Origin of the sequence: Nocardia sp. CA-136227 (assembly GCF_050955695.1) — a bacterium.
Classification (GTDB): Bacteria; Actinomycetota; Actinomycetes; order Mycobacteriales; family Mycobacteriaceae; genus Nocardia.
Genome location: NZ_CP192081.1, coordinates 5,811,821 through 5,829,448 on the forward strand (window position 1 = coordinate 5,811,821; position 17,628 = coordinate 5,829,448).

General features: G+C 68.0%; 19 protein-coding genes. 10 read left to right on the forward strand and 9 right to left on the reverse strand.

What is annotated here, in order from left to right; all coding sequences use genetic code 11:
* Positions 1 to 25: 25 nt before the first annotated feature.
* Together ACQP06_RS26860 and ACQP06_RS26865 are read left to right on the forward strand one after the other, a co-directional pair.
* Positions 26 to 883 carry an aldo/keto reductase gene (locus ACQP06_RS26860; RefSeq protein WP_433667186.1) on the forward strand — a complete coding sequence of 286 codons (858 nt, stop codon included), beginning with the start codon at positions 26 to 28 and terminating at the stop codon, positions 881 to 883.
* 114 nt (positions 884 to 997) lie between these two features.
* The gene (locus tag ACQP06_RS26865) at positions 998 to 2,113 is read left to right on the forward strand and encodes an esterase-like activity of phytase family protein (RefSeq protein ID WP_433667187.1); all 1,116 of its coding nucleotides are present in this window, start codon (positions 998 to 1,000) and stop codon (positions 2,111 to 2,113) included.
* 10 nt (positions 2,114 to 2,123) lie between these two features.
* Here the strand turns inward: ACQP06_RS26865 and ACQP06_RS26870 are convergent, their stop codons facing one another.
* From ACQP06_RS26870 to ACQP06_RS26880, 3 genes are all read right to left on the reverse strand, one after another.
* Complete coding sequence (locus ACQP06_RS26870; RefSeq protein WP_433667188.1) at positions 2,124 to 2,588, reverse strand: SDR family NAD(P)-dependent oxidoreductase; 465 nt, start codon at positions 2,586 to 2,588, stop codon at positions 2,124 to 2,126.
* A gap of 114 nt (positions 2,589 to 2,702) precedes the next feature.
* Positions 2,703 to 3,824, reverse strand: a complete 1,122-nt coding sequence (locus ACQP06_RS26875) for an alpha/beta hydrolase (protein ID WP_433667189.1) — start codon at positions 3,822 to 3,824, stop codon at positions 2,703 to 2,705.
* A 125-nt stretch (positions 3,825 to 3,949) separates the two neighbouring features.
* Positions 3,950 to 4,729 (reverse strand): MBL fold metallo-hydrolase, encoded by a 780-nt coding sequence (locus ACQP06_RS26880; protein ID WP_433667190.1) that lies wholly within the window; start codon positions 4,727 to 4,729, stop codon positions 3,950 to 3,952.
* A 107-nt stretch (positions 4,730 to 4,836) separates the two neighbouring features.
* Between ACQP06_RS26880 and ACQP06_RS26885 the strand changes: the two genes are divergently transcribed.
* On the forward strand, positions 4,837 to 5,487 hold the full coding sequence (locus ACQP06_RS26885; RefSeq protein WP_433667191.1) for a hypothetical protein: 651 nt from the start codon (positions 4,837 to 4,839) through the stop codon (positions 5,485 to 5,487).
* A 20-nt stretch (positions 5,488 to 5,507) separates the two neighbouring features.
* Here the strand turns inward: ACQP06_RS26885 and ACQP06_RS26890 are convergent, their stop codons facing one another.
* The 3 genes from ACQP06_RS26890 to ACQP06_RS26900 are packed head-to-tail and all read right to left on the reverse strand — an operon-like array spanning position 5,508 to position 6,803.
* On the reverse strand, positions 5,508 to 5,819 hold the full coding sequence (locus ACQP06_RS26890; protein WP_433667192.1) for a hypothetical protein: 312 nt from the start codon (positions 5,817 to 5,819) through the stop codon (positions 5,508 to 5,510).
* 9 nt (positions 5,820 to 5,828) lie between these two features.
* On the reverse strand, positions 5,829 to 6,176 hold the full coding sequence (locus ACQP06_RS26895) for a nitroreductase/quinone reductase family protein (RefSeq protein WP_433667193.1): 348 nt from the start codon (positions 6,174 to 6,176) through the stop codon (positions 5,829 to 5,831).
* A 12-nt stretch (positions 6,177 to 6,188) separates the two neighbouring features.
* A complete protein-coding gene (locus tag ACQP06_RS26900) occupies positions 6,189 to 6,803 on the reverse strand; it encodes a TetR/AcrR family transcriptional regulator (protein ID WP_433667194.1) in 615 nt (204 codons plus the stop codon).
* Between the two features lie 173 nt (positions 6,804 to 6,976).
* On the opposite strand from ACQP06_RS26900, the gene ACQP06_RS26905 reads away from it, so the two are divergent.
* The 5 genes from ACQP06_RS26905 to ACQP06_RS26925 all read left to right on the forward strand — a co-directional run bounded on the left by ACQP06_RS26905 (position 6,977) and on the right by ACQP06_RS26925 (position 12,634).
* A complete protein-coding gene (locus ACQP06_RS26905) occupies positions 6,977 to 7,912 on the forward strand; it encodes a metal-dependent hydrolase (protein WP_433667195.1) in 936 nt (311 codons plus the stop codon).
* On the forward strand, positions 7,912 to 9,060 hold the full coding sequence (locus tag ACQP06_RS26910) for a hypothetical protein (RefSeq protein ID WP_433667196.1): 1,149 nt from the start codon (positions 7,912 to 7,914) through the stop codon (positions 9,058 to 9,060). The genes ACQP06_RS26905 and ACQP06_RS26910 overlap by 1 nt, the downstream gene beginning before the upstream one ends.
* Positions 9,061 to 9,069: 9 nt before the next feature.
* Positions 9,070 to 9,912, forward strand: coding sequence for an acyl-CoA thioesterase (locus ACQP06_RS26915; protein WP_433667197.1), 843 nt, complete (start codon positions 9,070 to 9,072; stop codon positions 9,910 to 9,912).
* 182 nt (positions 9,913 to 10,094) lie between these two features.
* Positions 10,095 to 11,501 carry a serine hydrolase domain-containing protein gene (locus ACQP06_RS26920; protein WP_433667198.1) on the forward strand — a complete coding sequence of 469 codons (1,407 nt, stop codon included), beginning with the start codon at positions 10,095 to 10,097 and terminating at the stop codon, positions 11,499 to 11,501.
* A 113-nt stretch (positions 11,502 to 11,614) separates the two neighbouring features.
* The gene (locus ACQP06_RS26925; protein WP_433667199.1) at positions 11,615 to 12,634 is read left to right on the forward strand and encodes an AraC family transcriptional regulator; all 1,020 of its coding nucleotides are present in this window, start codon (positions 11,615 to 11,617) and stop codon (positions 12,632 to 12,634) included.
* A gap of 42 nt (positions 12,635 to 12,676) precedes the next feature.
* On the opposite strand, the gene ACQP06_RS26930 is transcribed toward ACQP06_RS26925, so the two are convergent.
* Together ACQP06_RS26930 and ACQP06_RS26935 are read right to left on the reverse strand one after the other, a co-directional pair.
* Positions 12,677 to 13,663, reverse strand: a complete 987-nt coding sequence (locus ACQP06_RS26930) for an NAD-dependent epimerase/dehydratase family protein (RefSeq protein ID WP_433667200.1) — start codon at positions 13,661 to 13,663, stop codon at positions 12,677 to 12,679.
* Positions 13,660 to 15,030: a flavin-containing monooxygenase gene (locus tag ACQP06_RS26935; protein ID WP_433667201.1), complete on the reverse strand. Its 1,371-nt coding sequence runs from the start codon at positions 15,028 to 15,030 to the stop codon at positions 13,660 to 13,662. Before ACQP06_RS26935 ends, ACQP06_RS26930 begins: the two co-directional genes overlap by 4 nt.
* A gap of 187 nt (positions 15,031 to 15,217) precedes the next feature.
* Between ACQP06_RS26935 and ACQP06_RS26940 the strand changes: the two genes are divergently transcribed.
* Positions 15,218 to 15,706, forward strand: coding sequence for a DUF420 domain-containing protein (locus ACQP06_RS26940; RefSeq protein ID WP_433667202.1), 489 nt, complete (start codon positions 15,218 to 15,220; stop codon positions 15,704 to 15,706).
* A gap of 11 nt (positions 15,707 to 15,717) precedes the next feature.
* Here ACQP06_RS26940 and ACQP06_RS26945 read toward each other — a convergent pair whose 3' ends face one another.
* Positions 15,718 to 16,530 (reverse strand): SAM-dependent methyltransferase, encoded by an 813-nt coding sequence (locus ACQP06_RS26945; protein ID WP_433667203.1) that lies wholly within the window; start codon positions 16,528 to 16,530, stop codon positions 15,718 to 15,720.
* A gap of 270 nt (positions 16,531 to 16,800) precedes the next feature.
* On the opposite strand from ACQP06_RS26945, the gene ACQP06_RS26950 reads away from it, so the two are divergent.
* Positions 16,801 to 17,607 (forward strand): LLM class flavin-dependent oxidoreductase, encoded by an 807-nt coding sequence (locus ACQP06_RS26950; protein WP_433667204.1) that lies wholly within the window; start codon positions 16,801 to 16,803, stop codon positions 17,605 to 17,607.
* Positions 17,608 to 17,628 lie beyond the last annotated feature (21 nt).

Sequence of the window (17,628 nt, forward strand, 5' to 3'; positions counted from 1 at the left end):
CGCGGGGAGCCTATAGTCGGTCGATATGACCTTTCGCAGCGAGAGCAGCACGGTGCCGTCGGTCGTCCTGAACGACGGACATGTGATTCCGACGCTCGGTTTCGGGGTGTTCCAGGTCGCCGACGCGGAGGCGTTCGACGTCGTGACCGCCGCGCTCGGCGCGGGGTACCGCAGCATCGACACAGCCGCGATCTACGGCAACGAGGTCGAGGTGGGCCGCGCGATCCGCGAGTCCGGAGTGCCGCGCGACGAGGTCTACCTGACCACGAAGCTGTGGAACTCCGAGCAGGGCTACGACTCGACCCTGCGCGCCTTCGACGAGAGCATGATCCGGCTCGGCCTGGACTACCTGGACCTGTACCTCATTCACTGGCCGGTGGCGCAGGCGGACCGGTTCGTCGACACCTTCCGGGCCTTCCAGACGCTGAAGTCGCAGGGCCGGGTCGGTTCGATCGGCGTCTCGAACTTCACCCGCGACCATCTGTCCCGGGTGATGGCCGAGACCGGCGAGATCCCGGCGGTGAATCAGATCGAACTGCACCCGCACCTGGGCCAGGCGGACCTGCGCGCCTTCCACGCCGAGCACGGCATCGCCACCGAGGCGTGGAGTCCGCTCGGGCGGGGCGCGGATCTGAAGGATCCGGTCGTGGTGGAGATCGCGGAGGAGACCGGCCGCACCCCGGCGCAGGTGATCATCCGCTGGCATCTGCAGCTGGGCAATGTGGTGATCCCGAAGTCGGTGACGCCGTCGCGCATCCGGGAGAACTTCGACGTCTTCGGTTTCGAGCTGACCGCCGACCAGATGCACCGCATCACCGCCCTGGATCAGGGCATCCGGATCGGCCCCGACCCGGACGTCCTCACCTACGGATTGGACGTTTAGACGAAATTCCCGGCCGGAATCCGCTGAGCGGGACGATCTCTGACCGACCGGCATGAGGGTTCGGACGCTTACCGGGAAGCAGCGCTTCCCCGTAACGAAAGGGCCTTCACGCCAATGAAGTTCGCACGCCTGAGCACCGTCGCCTGCGCCGTGACCGTGGGCCTGACCGCACCGCTGCTACCACTGGATTCGACGGCGGCGGGCCGGGCGGACACCGCGATCGGCATTCGCTACGTCAACTCGGTGACGCTGTCGGACGACACCCAGTTCGGCGGCTTCAAGGTGGGCGGCCTGTCGGGCATCGACTACGACAACGCGAAGAAGAACTACCTCGCCATCAGCGACAACCGCGGCGAACAGGGACCGGTGCGGGCCTACACGCTGCGGCTGCCGATCGGCGCGGATGGCCGCCTGGGCGACCCGCAGTTCGACACCCTCATCCAGCTGCGCGACGCCGACGGCAACCCGTACGGCCCCCGCACCTCCGACACCGAATCCATTCGCTGGACCCCGAATCACAAGGGCTTCTACTACACCAGCGAGGGCGAGGCGAAGGTCGGCCGCCCCGGCTTCATCCGCGAGGCGACCCTGGACGGCTCGTATGTCCGCGATATTCCGGTGCCCGAGGCCTTCCAGCCGGTGCTCGACACCCAGGGCGTCCCGCAGTCCGGCATTCGCGACAACCTCGGCTTCGAGGCCATGGACGCGGCCGGTTCGTCCATCGTCGCGCTCAGCGAGAACGCCCTGACCCAGGACGGTCCCGCGGCCGGACCGGAGGTGGAGAGCCGCGCCCGGCTGGTGCGGATCCACCACACCACCGGCGCGGAAATGGGCGAGTACATCTACCCGGTGGACAAGGTCGCCCCCGGCGCGCTGCCGGTCGCCACCGGTGTCGCCGAGATCCTCTCGATCGACGGCGACCGCTACCTGACCCTGGAACGCAGCCTCGTCCCGAACCAGGGCTTCACCGCCCGCATCTACGAAACCTCCGTCGCCGGTGCGGATCCGGTGACGGGTGCGGCCTCGGCTCCGGCGTCGGCCGAGCCGATGTCCAAGCGGCTGCTGTTCGATTTCACCGCCAACGGCCTCGACCCGCAGTGCGCGGAGGGCATGACCTGGGGCCCGGAGCTGCCCGGCGGCGGTCGCTCGCTGATCCTGGTCTCGGACAACAACTTCGGCCAGGCGGGCAAGACGGCCTTCCACCTGCTGGCCGTCGACAACGCGCGCTGACCCGCGGGGGTCAGGCGGCGACGAGGTGTTCGGCGCGGTCGCGCTCGATGTACAGGTCCCAGTAGACACGGGCGATGTCATCGGGCGCGGCGTGCGGAATGCCCTCGGGCGCAACAGCTCCGATGAACACATTGATGGCGACTGTGGCCGCGTACAGTCCGGTGCCGCCGAGCACATTGTGCAGGTTCAGCGCCCAGTTGCGCAGTCCCGCCTGGGCGATGTTCAGGGTGGCCAGCTGCGGATACGGTGAGATGGCGCCGCCGCCGGTGGTGAACAGCAGAGTCCCCGCGCCCGCGGCCCGCATGGCGGGCAGCACCGACTGCACGGCGGTGACCGCGCCGTAGAGGTACCGGTCGACCTCGGGCCGCAGCGTCTCCATGGTCACCGCCTCCGGATCGACCATGACGAGCCCGGCGTGCGGCGAGAACTCCAGCACGTCGATGGACCCGAAACGCGTTGCGGCAGATAACTTCAAATTTGAAGTTTCGCAGAGTGAGCTTTACTACAATCTTGAACTTATTGGTGAACCAAAAAGATCCGCTGCCGGCCGGGAACCCGGTCGGCAGCGGATCTTCGGTATCGCGACCCGCTAGTTCTGCGGCGGGCCGGCAGGACCGTTCGGCGGCTGCGCCCCGCCCGGACCGTCCCCGGGCGGCGGGCCCGGCTGCGCGCCCGGCGGCAGCGGCTTGCCGATGTGCTGGGCCAGGTCCGGCAGCATGCGCGTGGCGACCTGCTCCCAGTTGCCCCAGTTGTGGACGCCGATGCTCGGGTAGTCGTAGCTGACATTGTCGTAGCCGAGCGCCTGCAGACGGGACTGGAACGCCTTGGTGTTCGCCAGGGCGATGCCCTCCAGGGGCATGCCCTGGATGATCGCGTCCGGCGAGGACAGGTCCTGCTGCGCCGGGGTCCCGCTGCCCGCGGCGATGTAGAGCCGCGTGTTGTTCTCGATCAGCTTGGGCGCGAAGCCGTACGGGTCCATGCGCTGCCATTTGGCGCTGCCCGCGGCCGCCATGGAATCGATGTTGTAGCCGCCCGCGGCGAGCAGCGCCAGACGCAGCGCCTCCCGCATGCCGGGCGCCGCCAGGGACAGATAGCCCGACATCGAACCGGCGTAGACGAACTGGTCCGGGTGGTAGGCGGCCATCAGCAGCGCCGCGCTGCCGCCGCTGGACAGTCCGAAGATGCCGTTGCGAGAGTCACTGAACCCCAGGCGATCCCGCAGCGCGTCCCGCAGATCGTGGGTGAGGAAGGTCTCCCACTGATAGGTGTAGGACTTGCCGGAGCTCTCGTCCCAGCCCGCGATCGCGGACCCGGAGTCGCGGCTCGGGAACAGCCCGGCGTCCGGATTCACGCCGCCGAAGCTGCTCGGGGCGTCCCAGTCCTGGTAGAAGCTGGACTCGCCGCCGACCGGCAGCACCACATTGATATTGAATTTGGCCAGTGCGGCCGGGATCTCGGTGTGCAGTTCCCAGCCGTTGTAGTCGTTCTGAGCGCGTTCACCGTCGAGCAGGTACACCACCCGATCGGTATTGCCGTCCGCCGCCCGCACGATCCGGGTCTTGATCGACCCCATGCCCGAGTCGACGAAGAAGTCGAATGCCTTGGGATTCGGCTCCGCCGCAACCGGTCCGGCCGTCACCACCGCCGCCCACGGCACCACGGTCGCCAGCGCGGCTCCCACCAGGCCCCGTTTGGCCCATCCACCCCGCATATCCTGTTGTCTCCCCTCGATCCTCCCCCGCTGCCCTGTTCCCGGCGCGGCGGTCCGCCAGGCAGCATATCCGGTGCGCCCGGGCGGGTCGCCCCGAATACCGTTGCCGCCCAGCCGGGATCGGCTCAGGCGGTGGCGATCGCGTTCTCCAGCATGCCGGGATCGTGCGCACACACCATCAGCAGATCCGGTCCGCTCGACCGGAACAGCTCGGCCAGACGCGCCTGATTGGCGTGCATCACCGCGCGGTCGTGAGCGAGGACGTTCTCGGCGAGCGCGTGCATGCGCGGCACCGGCGACCCGTCCAGGCGACCCGGGTGCAGGAAGGCGTCGCCACAGTGCAGCACCCAGCGGTGACCGGCGTCGACCGCGACCGCGGCGTGCCCTCGGGTGTGACCGGGCATGGGGACCAACACGATTCCGGGACTGATCTCGGTCAGTTCCCGCGCGGTGAACCCCCGCCAGCTCTCCCCCTCCGGCGCGTACTCGACGATCTTCGGCCCGTGCGCCCAGAAACCCGGGCGGAAGCGGTTGCGCTCCTGCCAGGTCGGCTCATGCATCGCACCCAGCGCCTCGGCGGCGGTGATATGCAGTGTGGCGTGCGGGAAGTCGGCCATGCCGCCGATATGATCACCGTCGAGATGGGTGGCGACGATATGGCGGACATCCTCGGGCGCATAGCCCAGACCCGCGAGCTGACGCACCGCGGTCTCCGCCGGATCGAGGATGGGCCGATTCATGAACCGGGCGGGCCCCAGCCGCCCCGCGGGATCGGCGATATCCGCCAGGCCGAAGCCGCTGTCCACCAGCACCAGACCGGCCGCGGTTTCGATCAGCAGCACGTGACAGACGTACGTGGCGAAGGGCAACCGCATGGTGCCGCAGTTCAGGTGGTGGACCTTCATGACCCGATCGTGCCCCAAAGTTCTTGTTAAGCAAACCAGTAGATCACTCGCGAAATCTAACCTCCAACGAAAGAAGGGGGTCAGTGATGTTGTCGGGCATCGCATGGATGACGGGCTCGGTTTTCTTCGTCGGCGGTCCGCTGCTGTTGATGCTCATCTACGGAATCAAGCAGTCGAACGCCGATCGGGCGCGGAAGGAACGGCTGTGGCGGTGGGCGGTAGCCAATGGCTGGCAGTTCCAGGAGCACGCCGTCGCGCCGTGGACCGACCGGCTGCCCGGCCGCAACCGTCGCGGCCTCGGCGTCATGGTGACCGGGGTGATCGGCGGACATTGGGTGACGATCGCGGAGTACACGTTCACCGCCACCGATTCCACCGAGCACTATGTCGTCGTCAGGATCATGCTGGATCGCCCCCACCCTTCGGTGGCCGTGCAGCGGCGGGGACTCGCCTCACAGTTCGGGCGGGCGCTATTCGGTGACAAGCCGACCGCGACCGGCAATGTCCTGTTCGACTCCCGCTACACGATCACCGCCTCGGACCGCTCCCAGGTGAAGGCCATGGTCGGCCAGCCCTTGATCGACGCCCACGTCCATGGCTGGTTACCGTCCTGGAGTCTCGTGGGAAACGAGTTGCTGACCTACATGACGGCGGGAAAGTTGCAGGACCCGAACCAGATTCTCGCTTGCGCGGGTCCGCTGCTCCGGGTAGCCGACCTGCTCGGCCCCACCGACTTCGCGCCGCCGACCGACCGCTGATCCCGGCTGCCGGTGGAGGATCAGACCGGTTCGAGGGTGAATTCCGGGCTGCGCCCGCGGGCGTCCAGCCGCCCGTCACCCCAGCTCGAGCTGCCGTAGGCGTCGACCTCGATCGCATACGTCCCCGCGGGCAGGTCATCGGGCAGCCGGACCGAGGCGCGGTCCAGCCGATCGACCAGGCTCAGATAGGTTCGGGGCGAGGGGGATTCGACCGCGACCAGGAACACCCGCGCGGACTCGAAGCGCGGCGAGTCCGCGTCCGAGGACCAGCACACGCGCAGTGACCGATGCGCCCCATCGGCGAATTCCACGGTCACACGCAGCACCGGCACCCCTCCAGGCTAGACCGCGTCGTCGAGGGTCACGCGAACGCTGACCCGCCCGTTGTCGCGCTCGGTCACCGCGTGGCCGCTGCGGTCGACGCCCTGGAGGCGCAGCGAGATCGGCCCGCCCGCGCCCAGGAAGTTGCGCCACCACGTCTTCTTCTCCGGCATGGCGACACCGATGACGATGTCCTTGCCGGAACGCATGTACCCGACCGGCAGCGAGAAGGTCTTGCCCGACTTCCGCCCGGTGTAGGTGATGACGACCAGCCCGCGTCCCACGAACGGCCCGATCACGGGTAGTTCGGTCAGCGCGGCGATGCCCGCGTTGACGCCACTCATCAGCTGTGCCACAACATTTTTCACGATGGTGCCCTTCTAGTTCATGACCGTTGACTGGGCGATGATGGCCGATCCCATCCAGCGGCGCAGGTAGCGCCGCAGTTCGGCGTCGCTGCGCGGCGGGTTGCCCGGGGAGATGAAGAACGACTGCATGGTGCGCAGCAGGAATTCGACCAGCTCGCGCAGGGATTCGTCGTCGTAGCCGTAGTGCCGCCAGTCGACGTCGAAGCGTCTGATCATGGTGAGGCCGAAGGCCTGCGCCTCGTCGGAGGTGATGCCCGCGGGGTCGGCGCTGGAGGAGGTGGCGGCCAGCAGCAGCCCCAGGTGCGGGGTCCGGCGGACCTCGGTGATGGTGTACGCGATGCCGTGGGTCATCGCCTCGACGGCATCGGTCATGCCGCTGACCTCGGCTTCGAGGCGGTCCAGGAAGCCGTCCACGGAGGCGATGGCGGAGGCCCGCATGAGGGCGTCTGCGCTGGGGAAGTAGCGGTAGACGGTCTGCCGGATCACGCCCAGGGATTCGGCGACGTCGGCGATGCTGATCGCGGCGCCGGTGCGCGCGATCAATTCGACTGCGGCGGCGACGATTCGATCCGACGCCTCCGCGTCGTTCTCCGGGGGACGACCTCCCCATCCGCGCCTGCGTGCCACGGCCCGACCGTAACACGCGGACCTCGACAACCCACCGCGGCATGCCCCTGAGCAGGGATTTCATATCATACACTTGTACACGTGAGTGTATGTTTGTATGTTCACAGCGGCAGCGGTGCGCGCGACCGGGCCACCGGACCCCACCCCCTCCGGAAGACGAGGAATCGCCCGATATGACTGATCTGATTGTGCGGAAGCTGACTTTCGCGTTCGAGCAACACGACGTGCCGTTCCTCTGGAATCCGGAGAACCCGGCCTTCTCCAGCATGGCCAACGCGGTCTCGTTCCTGGCCATCGGTTTCGAGAAGATGATCGTGCAGATGATCACCCAGGCCAAGTCGCAGTTCACCGACCCGGAGGTCGCCGAGGAAGCCGACGCCTTCATGCGGCAGGAGGGGCAGCATTCCACCGCCCACCGCCAGCACGTGCGCGGCCTGATCCGCGCCTACCCGGGCCTGCAGGAGACCCTCGACGAGGTGGTGGGGGAATTCGACAAGCTCACCGCCGAGAAGCCGCTGAAGTACCGCCTGGCCTACACCGCCGACCTGGAGGCCACCTTCACCTCGGTGTTCAAGCTCATGCTCGACAACGAGGCCTCGCTGTTCCGGCCCGGCGACGACCGTGTCGCGTCGCTGTTCATCTGGCATTTCGTCGAGGAGGTCGAGCACCGCAGTTCCGCGCTCATCATCTTCGAATCGCTGGTGGGCAGTGACCTGTACCGGATGCGGGTGGCGCCGTCGATCTTCCGGCACGTGCTGCGCATGGTGCGGATCGCGTGCGCCGGATTCAACAAGCATGTGCCGCTGGAGGAGCGGAAGATCGACGCCATGTCGATGTTCGCGACCTACCGCTATCAGCAGCTGCTGGGCAAGGTGGTGCCCAGCCTCGCACTGCCGTACGCGGGTCCGGGCCCACGCGCCTTCGACGATCTGCCGATGAGCCAGCAGCTCGCGGCGCTGCGCGGCGTCATCAGAAGCCAGCTGCCCAAACACGATCCGGCGCACGAGGCCACGCCCGCACTGGCCGACGTGTGGTTCAAGCGCTACCAGGAGGGCTACGACGTGACCCGCTGGTACACCGCCGAGACATCCGGAGCGGGGGCGAACTGATGGCCGAGCATTGCGCACCCACCTTCGAGGGGCTCGCGAAGTCGCTCGGCTTCTCCTGTGAGGAAGCCGGCGGACTGTTCGAGCTGAGAAGCCCGCTGGCACTGGAGAACTGGACCCTGCCGGTCCTGGAAACCACCATCATCCTGGGCTCGATCCTGGCGCTGGTGTGGGCCGTCATCCGGCTGCGCCGCCACGGCGACCCGACCAACCTGGTGCTGTGGTTCGGCGCGACCGCGTACCTGTTCGTCATCGAACCGCCGCTGTACTTCCCCGCCGCGTTCGGCATCTCCGAACACGTGGACACCATGTTCGCGCACAACGTGTTCACCGTGGACTTCCTGTGGGGCCGCCTGCCGCTCTACATCGTGGCGATCTACCCGTTCATGGCCACGATCGCCTACGAGATCGTGCGCATGCTGGGCGTCTTCCGCTACGGCGCGCTCGCGGGCGCGACCTGTGTCGGCTTCGTGCACCACGCGTTCTACGAGATCTTCGACCAGATCGGCCCGCAGCTGCGCTGGTGGGAGTGGACCACCGACAACCCGCTCAACCAGCCCATGTTCGATTCGGTGCCGCTGCCGAGCGTCGTGGTCTTCGCCGCCCTGTGGCCGATGTCGCTGGCCTTCTGCGTCTACCGTTTCGTGGGCCGCCGCGTGGATGCCGGTGAGCGGTTCACCGGTCTCCAATTGGTGTGGCGCACACTGGGGATCGGCCTCGCGGCCTCCGCGGGCACCTTCATCCTTCCGCTCCCGGCCACGGTCCTCGGCGCGGGCAGCACCACCGTGCGCGGCGTCATCTACGCGCTCGAGCTGATCGTGCTCTCGGTGGTGGCGGTCTGGCTGATGTACCGCCAGTGGTCGCGGCTGCGGCAGCCCGGCAACACCGATCCGCGCTACGACAACGCCTTCGTCCGCGTGTACGCCGCCGTCTACCTCGTCGTCTTCGCGGTCCTGTGGGCCACTGCCCTCCCGGACTTCTTCAACGCGAAGAACGGCATCACCGAGAACGGCGACCCCATCGGCAACCTCTGGTACACCCTCGCCTGCTTCGCGGTCGGGATCGTGTCCGTAGCAGCGGTTTCGTTCCGCCCGGCGACCGGTTCCCACGACGCGGGACTGACCCCGGCCCTGGCGGGAGGCGACAGCTAACATTCGGCCATGGCTGGTGGTACCCACATGTGGCCGGTCGTCGACCTGACGGACCTGCTCGATGTTCTCGATCTGACCGAGGCCGGGCCCGGGCGGTTCCGGGCCCGCAATGTCACCTCGACGCTGCCGACGACCCTGGGCAGCCAGACGCTCGCCCAGGCCGTCATCGCGGCCGAGCGCACGGTGCCGCACATGGCCGTCCAGTCGCTGCACGGGGTGTTTCCGCGCGGCGGGTACGCGGATCGCGACGTCGAGGTGGAGGTCGAGACCGTGCAGTCCGGCCGGGCGCTGGCCACCGTCCAGGTGTCGTTCCGGCAGGAAGGGCGCGAGCACGCGCGCGTGCTGGCCATGCTGAGCGTCGAGGAGCCCGACTTCCTCGCCCACAGCGCCCGCCTGCCCGAGGGCGTGCCCGGTCCCGACGAGTGCGACGAGCTGCCCTGCGCGCTGCTGCCCTGGGAGGTTCGCACGCTCGGCGGGGCCGACGCGCTCGCGCTCGAACTGGCCGGCCCGCCGACCCTGGACGTGTGGATGCGCTGCGACAAGGCTCCGGACGAGCCCGCTCTCGCCCGTGCGCTACTGGCTCACGGCAGCGAGGGCTTCCTGGGCCCGGTCGCCATGCGGCCCTATCCCCAGTCCGAGATCGCTCGCCTCGGTGGTCGCGGCGCTGCCGCGATGCTCGCCCAGACGGTCACCTTCCACCGCCCGTTCAGCCTGCACGACTGGCTGCTCATGCGGTGCGAGAGCAACTTCGCGGGCAGTGGGCGGATGCACGGCCGGATCCAGATCTTCACGCGGACAGGCGATCTGGTGGCCTCGGTGGACACCCAGGGCCTGATGCGCAGCGCCGCCTGAGAACGGCCGCTCCGGCCGATGGGGGGGCAAACCGGTCACCCACGGGTGTCCGGTCGGTCAAGGCGGTGAGTCCCCAGTCCACCGCCTCTACCTCTGGGTATGTTCTTGCGAAACCAGCCGGACACCCGCCGTTCAGTGTTCCCCCGAGGGGACGGCGGGACTCAGAGGAGTTCCCCACCCGCATGCGCAGATCAGTTCGCAGCCAAGGCAATCGCGGTCGTTTGATGCGGTTCGGTGCGATCACGGCCACGACCACCGTGCTCGCCCTGGGCGGGCCGTTCCCGGCCGCGACGGCCGATCCCGCGCCGCAGCCGATCACCGACGCGACCGATCTGCTGGCGGCGATCCACGGTGGCCGGTTGCTCGGGGTGCCGCCCTTGCGGGATGTGATCGCGGGCAGCGCCGCCAGCCTGTCGTCGCCCGAATTCTGGTCGAACTACGTGCGCGAGATCCTCGTCCACAACAAGGTGCTGCTGCCGCTCCCGATCGATGTGGTCAAACCCGATGTGGCCCTGCCGCACGCGCCGATCGCGGCCGGGGCCACCGCCGCGCTGCCGCCGGCACCCGTCGATCTGCTCGACGTGACCTACGAGTGGGCGGGCGGCACCAAGACGGTCGCCGATTTCCTCAATGACTCCGGCACCGACGTCATCGAATTCGCGCACTGGGGGTCCCTGGTCGCGCAGTACTTCGCGAATGGCTGGTCCAATGACACCGCGCATCAGGCGTGGTCGACCACCAAGTCGTTCGTCTCGACCCTGGTCGGCATCGCCGTCGACCAGCACCTGATCGCCTCGCTGGACGATCCGATCGAGCGCTACATCCCCGAGCTGACCGGCACCTCCTGGCAGGGCGCGACCGTCCGGAATCTGCTGGAGATGCGGTCGGGCATCCGATGGGACGAGCACACCGAGGAGCTGTCGCAGAACACCCAGGTGACGCAGTGGATCGAGATGTCCCTGGACTACTACACCGAGGGCGGGTCGGGGAAGACCCGGGACGAGTTCCTGAAGTCGCTTCCGGCGGATCGGGCGCCCGGCGTCGCCTTCAACTACAGCAGCGCCGATACCCAGGTGCTGGCCTGGATGCTGGAGAGCGTCTACCACCAGCCGTTCAACCAGGTTCTCTCCGAACAGTTGTGGCAGCCCGCGGGCATGGAAGCGCCGGCCGACATCATGACCGACCGGACCGGCGCGGCCATCGCCTCCGAAGCCCTGTTCGCCCGGCCTCGCGACTTCGTGCGGCTCGGTGAGCTGCTGCGTACCGGCGGCCGCACGCCCGAGGGCCGGCAGGTGGTGTCCCCACAGTGGGTCACGGCCGCCACCACCGGCATGAAACCGGCCAGCGACGCCGGGGACGCCACCGTCGGCGGCTACGGCTTCCAGTGGTGGAGCGGTGCGACGCCGGATGGCTTCCAGGCCAACGGCTTCCAGGGCCAGTACATCACGGTCGCCCCGTCGAACTGCGTGACCGGTGTCCGACTGGCGCACACTCTCCAGCTGAGTACGGACGGGGAGTTCGCGGGCCAGGGCAATGACGAATGGCACGCCCTGTACCGGGCGGTGCTGGCTCGGCTCGGCGGCTGTTGAGCCCCGCCGCGTTCGAGGGGTAGCCGCCGGTGTCCGCTGGTGTAAACGATCTCGCGAACTTAGATTGGACGTGTGACCAAGTTTGGCGTCCGTCGGTGCGAGGTCCGGACGAAGTGAGCACGAGGCTGGATCTGCCCACGATCCCCCCGTCGGTCCTGAGCGGGCTGGTCGAGATCGGCGCGCGGGAGGCCCGCGACGTCGGGCGGTGGTTCACGGGGACCGGTCTGACCGCGCCGGATGTGCTGACCGCGGACTCGATCAAGGTGTCCTTCCGGCAGGCCGTCACCGTCCTGCGGCGCGCCATCGCGGATATGCCCGGGCGGCCGCTCGGCATGCAGGTGGGCGGGCGGGACATCCTGCTGTCGATGGGCATGCTCGGGGTGGCCATGCGCTCGGCCGCCACCGTGGGCGAGGCGATGTCGATCGGGCTGGAACTGCACCAGGCGTCGGGCAGCCTCATGGACATCGAACTCGAGCGCGACCAGCACCACGCGGCGCTGCGCCTGCACGAACGCTGGCCCGAACCGCAGCTGCTCAGCTTCCTGTGCGAGGAAATACTGTGCAGCACCATGATTTTCGTGCGGTCCGTGGTCGACTCGGACTGGTCGCCCACCCGGGTGGAGCTCAGCTATGCCCCGCCGCCGTACGCCGGTCACTACGAGCGATTCTTCCGCTGCCCGGTCGAGTTCTCCGCCGAGGCCAACCGGGCGGTCTTCCCCGCCGCGGACCTGACCCTGCCCTTCGCCACACACAGCGAGCCGACCCGGGCGATCGCGGTCGACGCGTGCCGCCGCCTGCTCGATATCGGGCGGCGGGAACCGGATGTGGTGCTGATCGTCGAAACCCTGCTCGAGCAGAATCTGCGACATCCCCTGACGATGGCCGAGGTCGCCGCGCGACTGCACGTCACCGAACGCACGCTGCGCCGCCAACTCGCCACCGCCGGTGAGAGTTTCAGCTCGGTCCGCGATCGGGTGCGGGAACGGCGCGCCACCTATCTGCTGCAGGATTCGGCGCTGCCGATCTCGGCGATCGCGCACCAGATCGGATACAGCGATATCCGCGAGTTCCGCCGCGCCTACATCCGCTGGACCGGGTCCGCGCCCAGCGTGGCCCGCCGCACGCTCGCGTAGCCGGTCCGCCTCCCGGACAAGGGATCCGGACCGGCTGAGCGGTCACAGCGGCAGGTGTTCCTCGTACCAGCGGGCGGCATCGAGGATCGCTTTGTCGATATCGCCCGGGTAGTAGCCGAGTTCGGCGATGGCGCGGACACTGCTCGTCGCCTGCGGCAGGGACAGGTAGCGGGCCAGACCGGGATCGAGTTCGGGAGCGGTCCGGGTGACCATGGCGGTCAGCTCCCCGAACAGTCCCGCCGCGCGCACGATCGAACCGGGCAGCGGCAGTGGCCTTTTCGCCGCCCCGACCAGTTCCGCCATACGGCTGAACACCTCGTGGTAGCTGTGGTTCGGCCCGGCGAGAATGTAGCTGCTGCCGCGGGTGCCGGCGTGTTCGAGCGCGGCGATCATGCCGCGGGCGACCGCCCGCACGTCACACCAGGACGTGGTACCGGGCGGGCACGGATAGCGGTGGCCCTGTTGCAGCGCCCGGATGACCCGGCCGATCTGCAGGGTGTAGTCGTAGGGGCCGATCATGAAGCCCGGGTACACGATCACCGCGTCCAGTCCGCGCTCGATCCGGTGCCGGACCGCGATCTCACCGGCGAGTTTGGTGTCGGCGTAGTGATAGCCGATACCGGTGAACAGCTGGTCGCCGCCGTCCTCGGTGACGGGTCGGCCGTCGCGGTGATACCCCAGCACATCGGTGGTGCTGGTGTGCAGGAACCGTTTCACGCCGGACTCGAGTGCGGCATCCGCGAGCAGCGCCGGGACCACGGCATTGACCAGCCGCCGCCGTTCCGCCAGGCCGGACCAGGTGGAGGTGTCGCCCGCGACGTGAAAGACCCAGTCGTGGCCGTCGACCAGGCCGCGGGCCGCGCCGGGCGCGGTCAGGTCGGCGAGGCGAATGGTGATGGGAAGCTCTGCGAGCCAGCGGGTTTCCGAGCCCGGCATGCCGGACGCGGTCACCTGATGACCGGCGCTCAGGAGTTCCCGGACCAGGTTCGCGCCCACGAATCCGGTCGCGCCGGTGACCAGGCACCTCATGACCGGGCCTCCGACGCCGACCGCCCGGCCCGGATCGGATCGAACAGGCCCGCGGTGAGGTTGCTCCAGCCGAATCGCTTGCGCAGCACCGCGAGATAGCTGTGATAGGCGTGGGCGTCGACATAGGCGCGGTGCCGGGCCGAGGCCAGGAACTTGATGCCGCCGTTGAGTTTCGGCCGATCGCCGGCGATGAGTCCCTCGAACGCGGCCGCCCGTGCGGGGTTGCGCTGCTGGTCGTGCAGGTACTGGGCGACGACATTGCTGATGTGGTCGAACAGCGTGTACGCGCTGGAGTTGACCTCGAGATAGCCGAGGCCGAACAGGTTGCGGTGCTCGCGATTGAACACCGACAGGTACAGGTCGGGTCGGCCCTCGGTCCAGTCGAAGTACTTCTCCGCATAGGGAATCGACCAGTCGTAGCCGGTCGCGTGGAGGATCAGGTCCACCTCCTCGCTGCTGCCGTCGGCGAACCGGACCCGGGCGCCTTCCAGCTTCGCGACATCGGGGCGGATCGCGACATCACCGTGCTGGAGGTAGTGGATCAGCTGACTGTTGAGCAGCGGATGCGATTCGAACAGTTTGTGATCCGGTTTCGGCAGACCGTATTTCGTCAGATTCCCCTGGAGCAGCCGCAGCAGCGCCTGGAAGAACGGGCGCTCCAGCCACAACGGCAATTGCGGTCCGCTATTGGCGATTTCGTCGCTGGGGATACCGAAGATGTGTTTCGGGATGACGTGATAGCCGCGCCGGATGCTGACGAAGGCGGCCTCGGCATTGGCGGCGGCGTCGCAGGCGATATCGGCGCCGGAGTTGCCCAGTCCGACGATCATGACCCGCCGCCCGCGGAATTCGAGGGGACTGCGGTAGGTCGAGGAGTGCCGGATCTCTCCGTCGAACGAGCCCTGGTGTTCGGGCGAGCGCGGCTGCCAGGTCACGCCGGTGGCGCAGATGACCGCGGCGTACCGACGCTCGGTGCCGTCGTCCAGCGTGACCAGCCAGTCGAGGCCGGCCTTCAGCACATCGACTACGGCGCAATCGAATCGGATCGCCTCGCGCAGGCCGTATGCGTCGGCGAAGGAGCGCGTGTACGCCAGGATCTGCCGGTTACCCGGATAGTCCGGGTAGTTCTCCGGCATCGGAAAGTCGAAGAACCCCGACGTCTTTCGCGACGAGATGAAATGCGCGGACTCGTACATCGGGGTGCCCGGGTTGTCGAGATCCCAGATGCCGCCGACATCGGAATGCCGCTCGAACTGGTCGTAGGGAATCCCGAGGCGTTTCAACGCCCGAGCCGCGGACAATCCCGCCGGCCCGGCGCCGATGATACAAACCCGACCCGGCCCCTCGGCCGCTTGTGTTCCGGACATGAACCCTCCGTTCGACGGTGACGATAACGGCATCCAACAGCCGCCGGGCCCCTGCTGACGAGGGGTGATGCGGCTGGAAAGGGGGGATAACCGGACACGCCGGGCGCGCTGCTACGCTCGCGGTCCGCGGATCTTCCCGACGCACCGTCGGTAAGTTTGTCTCCGCAGAGAGGTGAAGGCACCGACGATGAACAACTTCCCCGGAGTCGACGGTTTCCTCGGCACGAGAGCGTCGTGGGCGATGGACACCATGGTGCTCGCCATGGCGATCGTCGTCGCCGTCCTGGCGTGGAGCGTCTACCAGGCCAGGGTCAATCGAAAGTTCGGCCTGCACAAGGGAGTTCAGATCCTGCTGGCGGTGGGCTTGCTCTCCGCCGTGGTGCTCTTCGAGATGGATGTCCGCTTCAACGGCTGGCAGGAGCGGGCCGCGGGCGTCGTCGGCGGGACGGCCTCCACCGTGGTGTGGACCGCCTTGGCCATCCACCTGGCCTGCGCGGTCTTCTCGGTCGTCCTGTGGCCCGTGGTGATCATCCGCGCGGCCCGCAACTTCGATTCGCCGCCGCACCCCGGCGCGCACAGCGCCTGGCACCGCCGCTGGGCGCCGATCGCGGCCATCGGCATGACGCTGACCGCCGTGACCAGCTGGATCTTCTACGGCCTGGCCTTCGTCGCGTAACCCGCTGCGGCTCAGACCTTCTTGCCGACAGCCCCGTACAGCGACACATTCTTGTCGTGACCCGGCGGGAATACCTCGTCGGGATTGCGCCACCGGTGGATCATCTCCACCCCCGGCTCGACCAGTTCCAACCCGTCGAACAGCCGCTCGACCGCGTCCCGGGTGCGCGGCTGCACCGGTATCCCGCGATCGATATAGACCTGCAGCAGCCGGGCCATCCCCTCGGGATCGTCGGGCCCGGCGTCGAAATCGGTCGTGACATGCGAGACCGCCAGATACGACCCCTTCGCGAGCGGCTCCATCAGGGCCCGCACGATCTCGTGCACATCCCCCGGCACGAAATGCAGCACCGCCATCAGCGACACCGCGACCGGCTGCGAAAGATCCAGCGTCTCGAGCAGTTCCGGAGCCTGGAGAATCTCCTCCGGTTTCCCCGCGTCGGCCAGGACGAAGGCCGTCCGCCCTTCCTCCGCACTCACCAACAATGCCCGCGCGTGCGAGAACACCATCGGATCATTATCGACGTAAACCACCCTCGACTCGGGCGCCAACCCCTGCGCCACCTGATGCAAATTCGGCTCGGTGGGAATCCCCGTCCCGATATCCAGGAACTGCCGAACCCCCTCCCCGGCCAGATACCGGGTAGCGGTCCGCATGAACTCCCGATTGGTCTGCGCGGTCACCCGAACAGCCGGAAACTCCGCCAGCGCCTTGTCCCCCGCATCCCGATCCGCCTCGTAATTGTCCTTCCCCCCGAGGAAGTAGTCGTACATCCGAGCCGAATGCGGCACATCAGTACGTAGCTCACGCGAACCCGCCACCATGGCCCCCTAGACCCGTATCCGAAAACCCGTCCCCCGCCTGTATACCGCAGCGCCCTGATCACCGCCCCCGGATCGGGCAATACCCCGAACCTCGGAACCCACGCGAAACACCCCGTCGGCAAGGACATCCCGCCTCTCAGCCACTCTCGACCGCAAGCCGGGAGGTGCGCGCTTCGGATATAGATCTGAGCGAATCGCGCATTGGAACGCTCGCGGGAGTGCCATAGCGTTGGTCGGGTACCAAACGCTCAGGGAAAGTGGAGGCCTTCGGTGGCTATTCGGATCGGTGTATTTCTGCCCACGTCGGGACCGCACAGCACGGGGTCGGGACCGCGGGAGGTTCGGGAGAGCGCGCGGGTGGCGGAGGCCGCGGGGCTCGAATCACTGTGGGCGACAGACCACCTCGTCGCCAGTCAGCCGATGCTCGACAGCACCGTCGCTCTCAGCACGGCGGCGGCGGTGACCGATCGGATTCGGGTCGGGTTCGGGGCCATGTTGGTGGCGATGCGGCCGGTTGCGTGGGCGGCCAAGGAGATCGGGACGTTGCAGCAGGTGTCGGAGGGGCGGCTGCTGTTGGGAATCGGGACCGGCAATCCGGCGCACGGGGATGTCGGGTGGCGGGCGGCGGGTGTGCCGTTCGCGGAGCGGGGGGTTCGCACCGATCGGGCGCTGGCCGTACTGCCGGGGCTGATCAGTGGTGCGCGGACGGCGCTCGACGAGGGCCTCGACGTCGCACTGTCGCCGGGTGCGTCGGTGCCGCCGATTCTGATCGCGGGCAATAGCTCTCGGGCCCGTCGCCGGGCCGCCACCTATGGGGATGCCTGGATGCCGATCAATCCGGGTCTCGACGATCTTCCCGGCTTGCTGACCGAGTTGAAGGACCTCGCTCAGCAGCATGGCCGGCAGACCCCCGCGGTGACAGTCGTCGCGCCGGCGCTCTCGGCGGATCCCCGTCGGGCCGCGGACGAATTGGTCGCCTACGAAGCCGCCGGTGTCGAGCGGGTCGTGCTGGCTCCGACCGGCCCCGATTGGCGGCGCGACTACGCATTCGCCGACGACGTGCGCGCCGCGCAGTAGAGCTCCCTCCACTCTCGATCA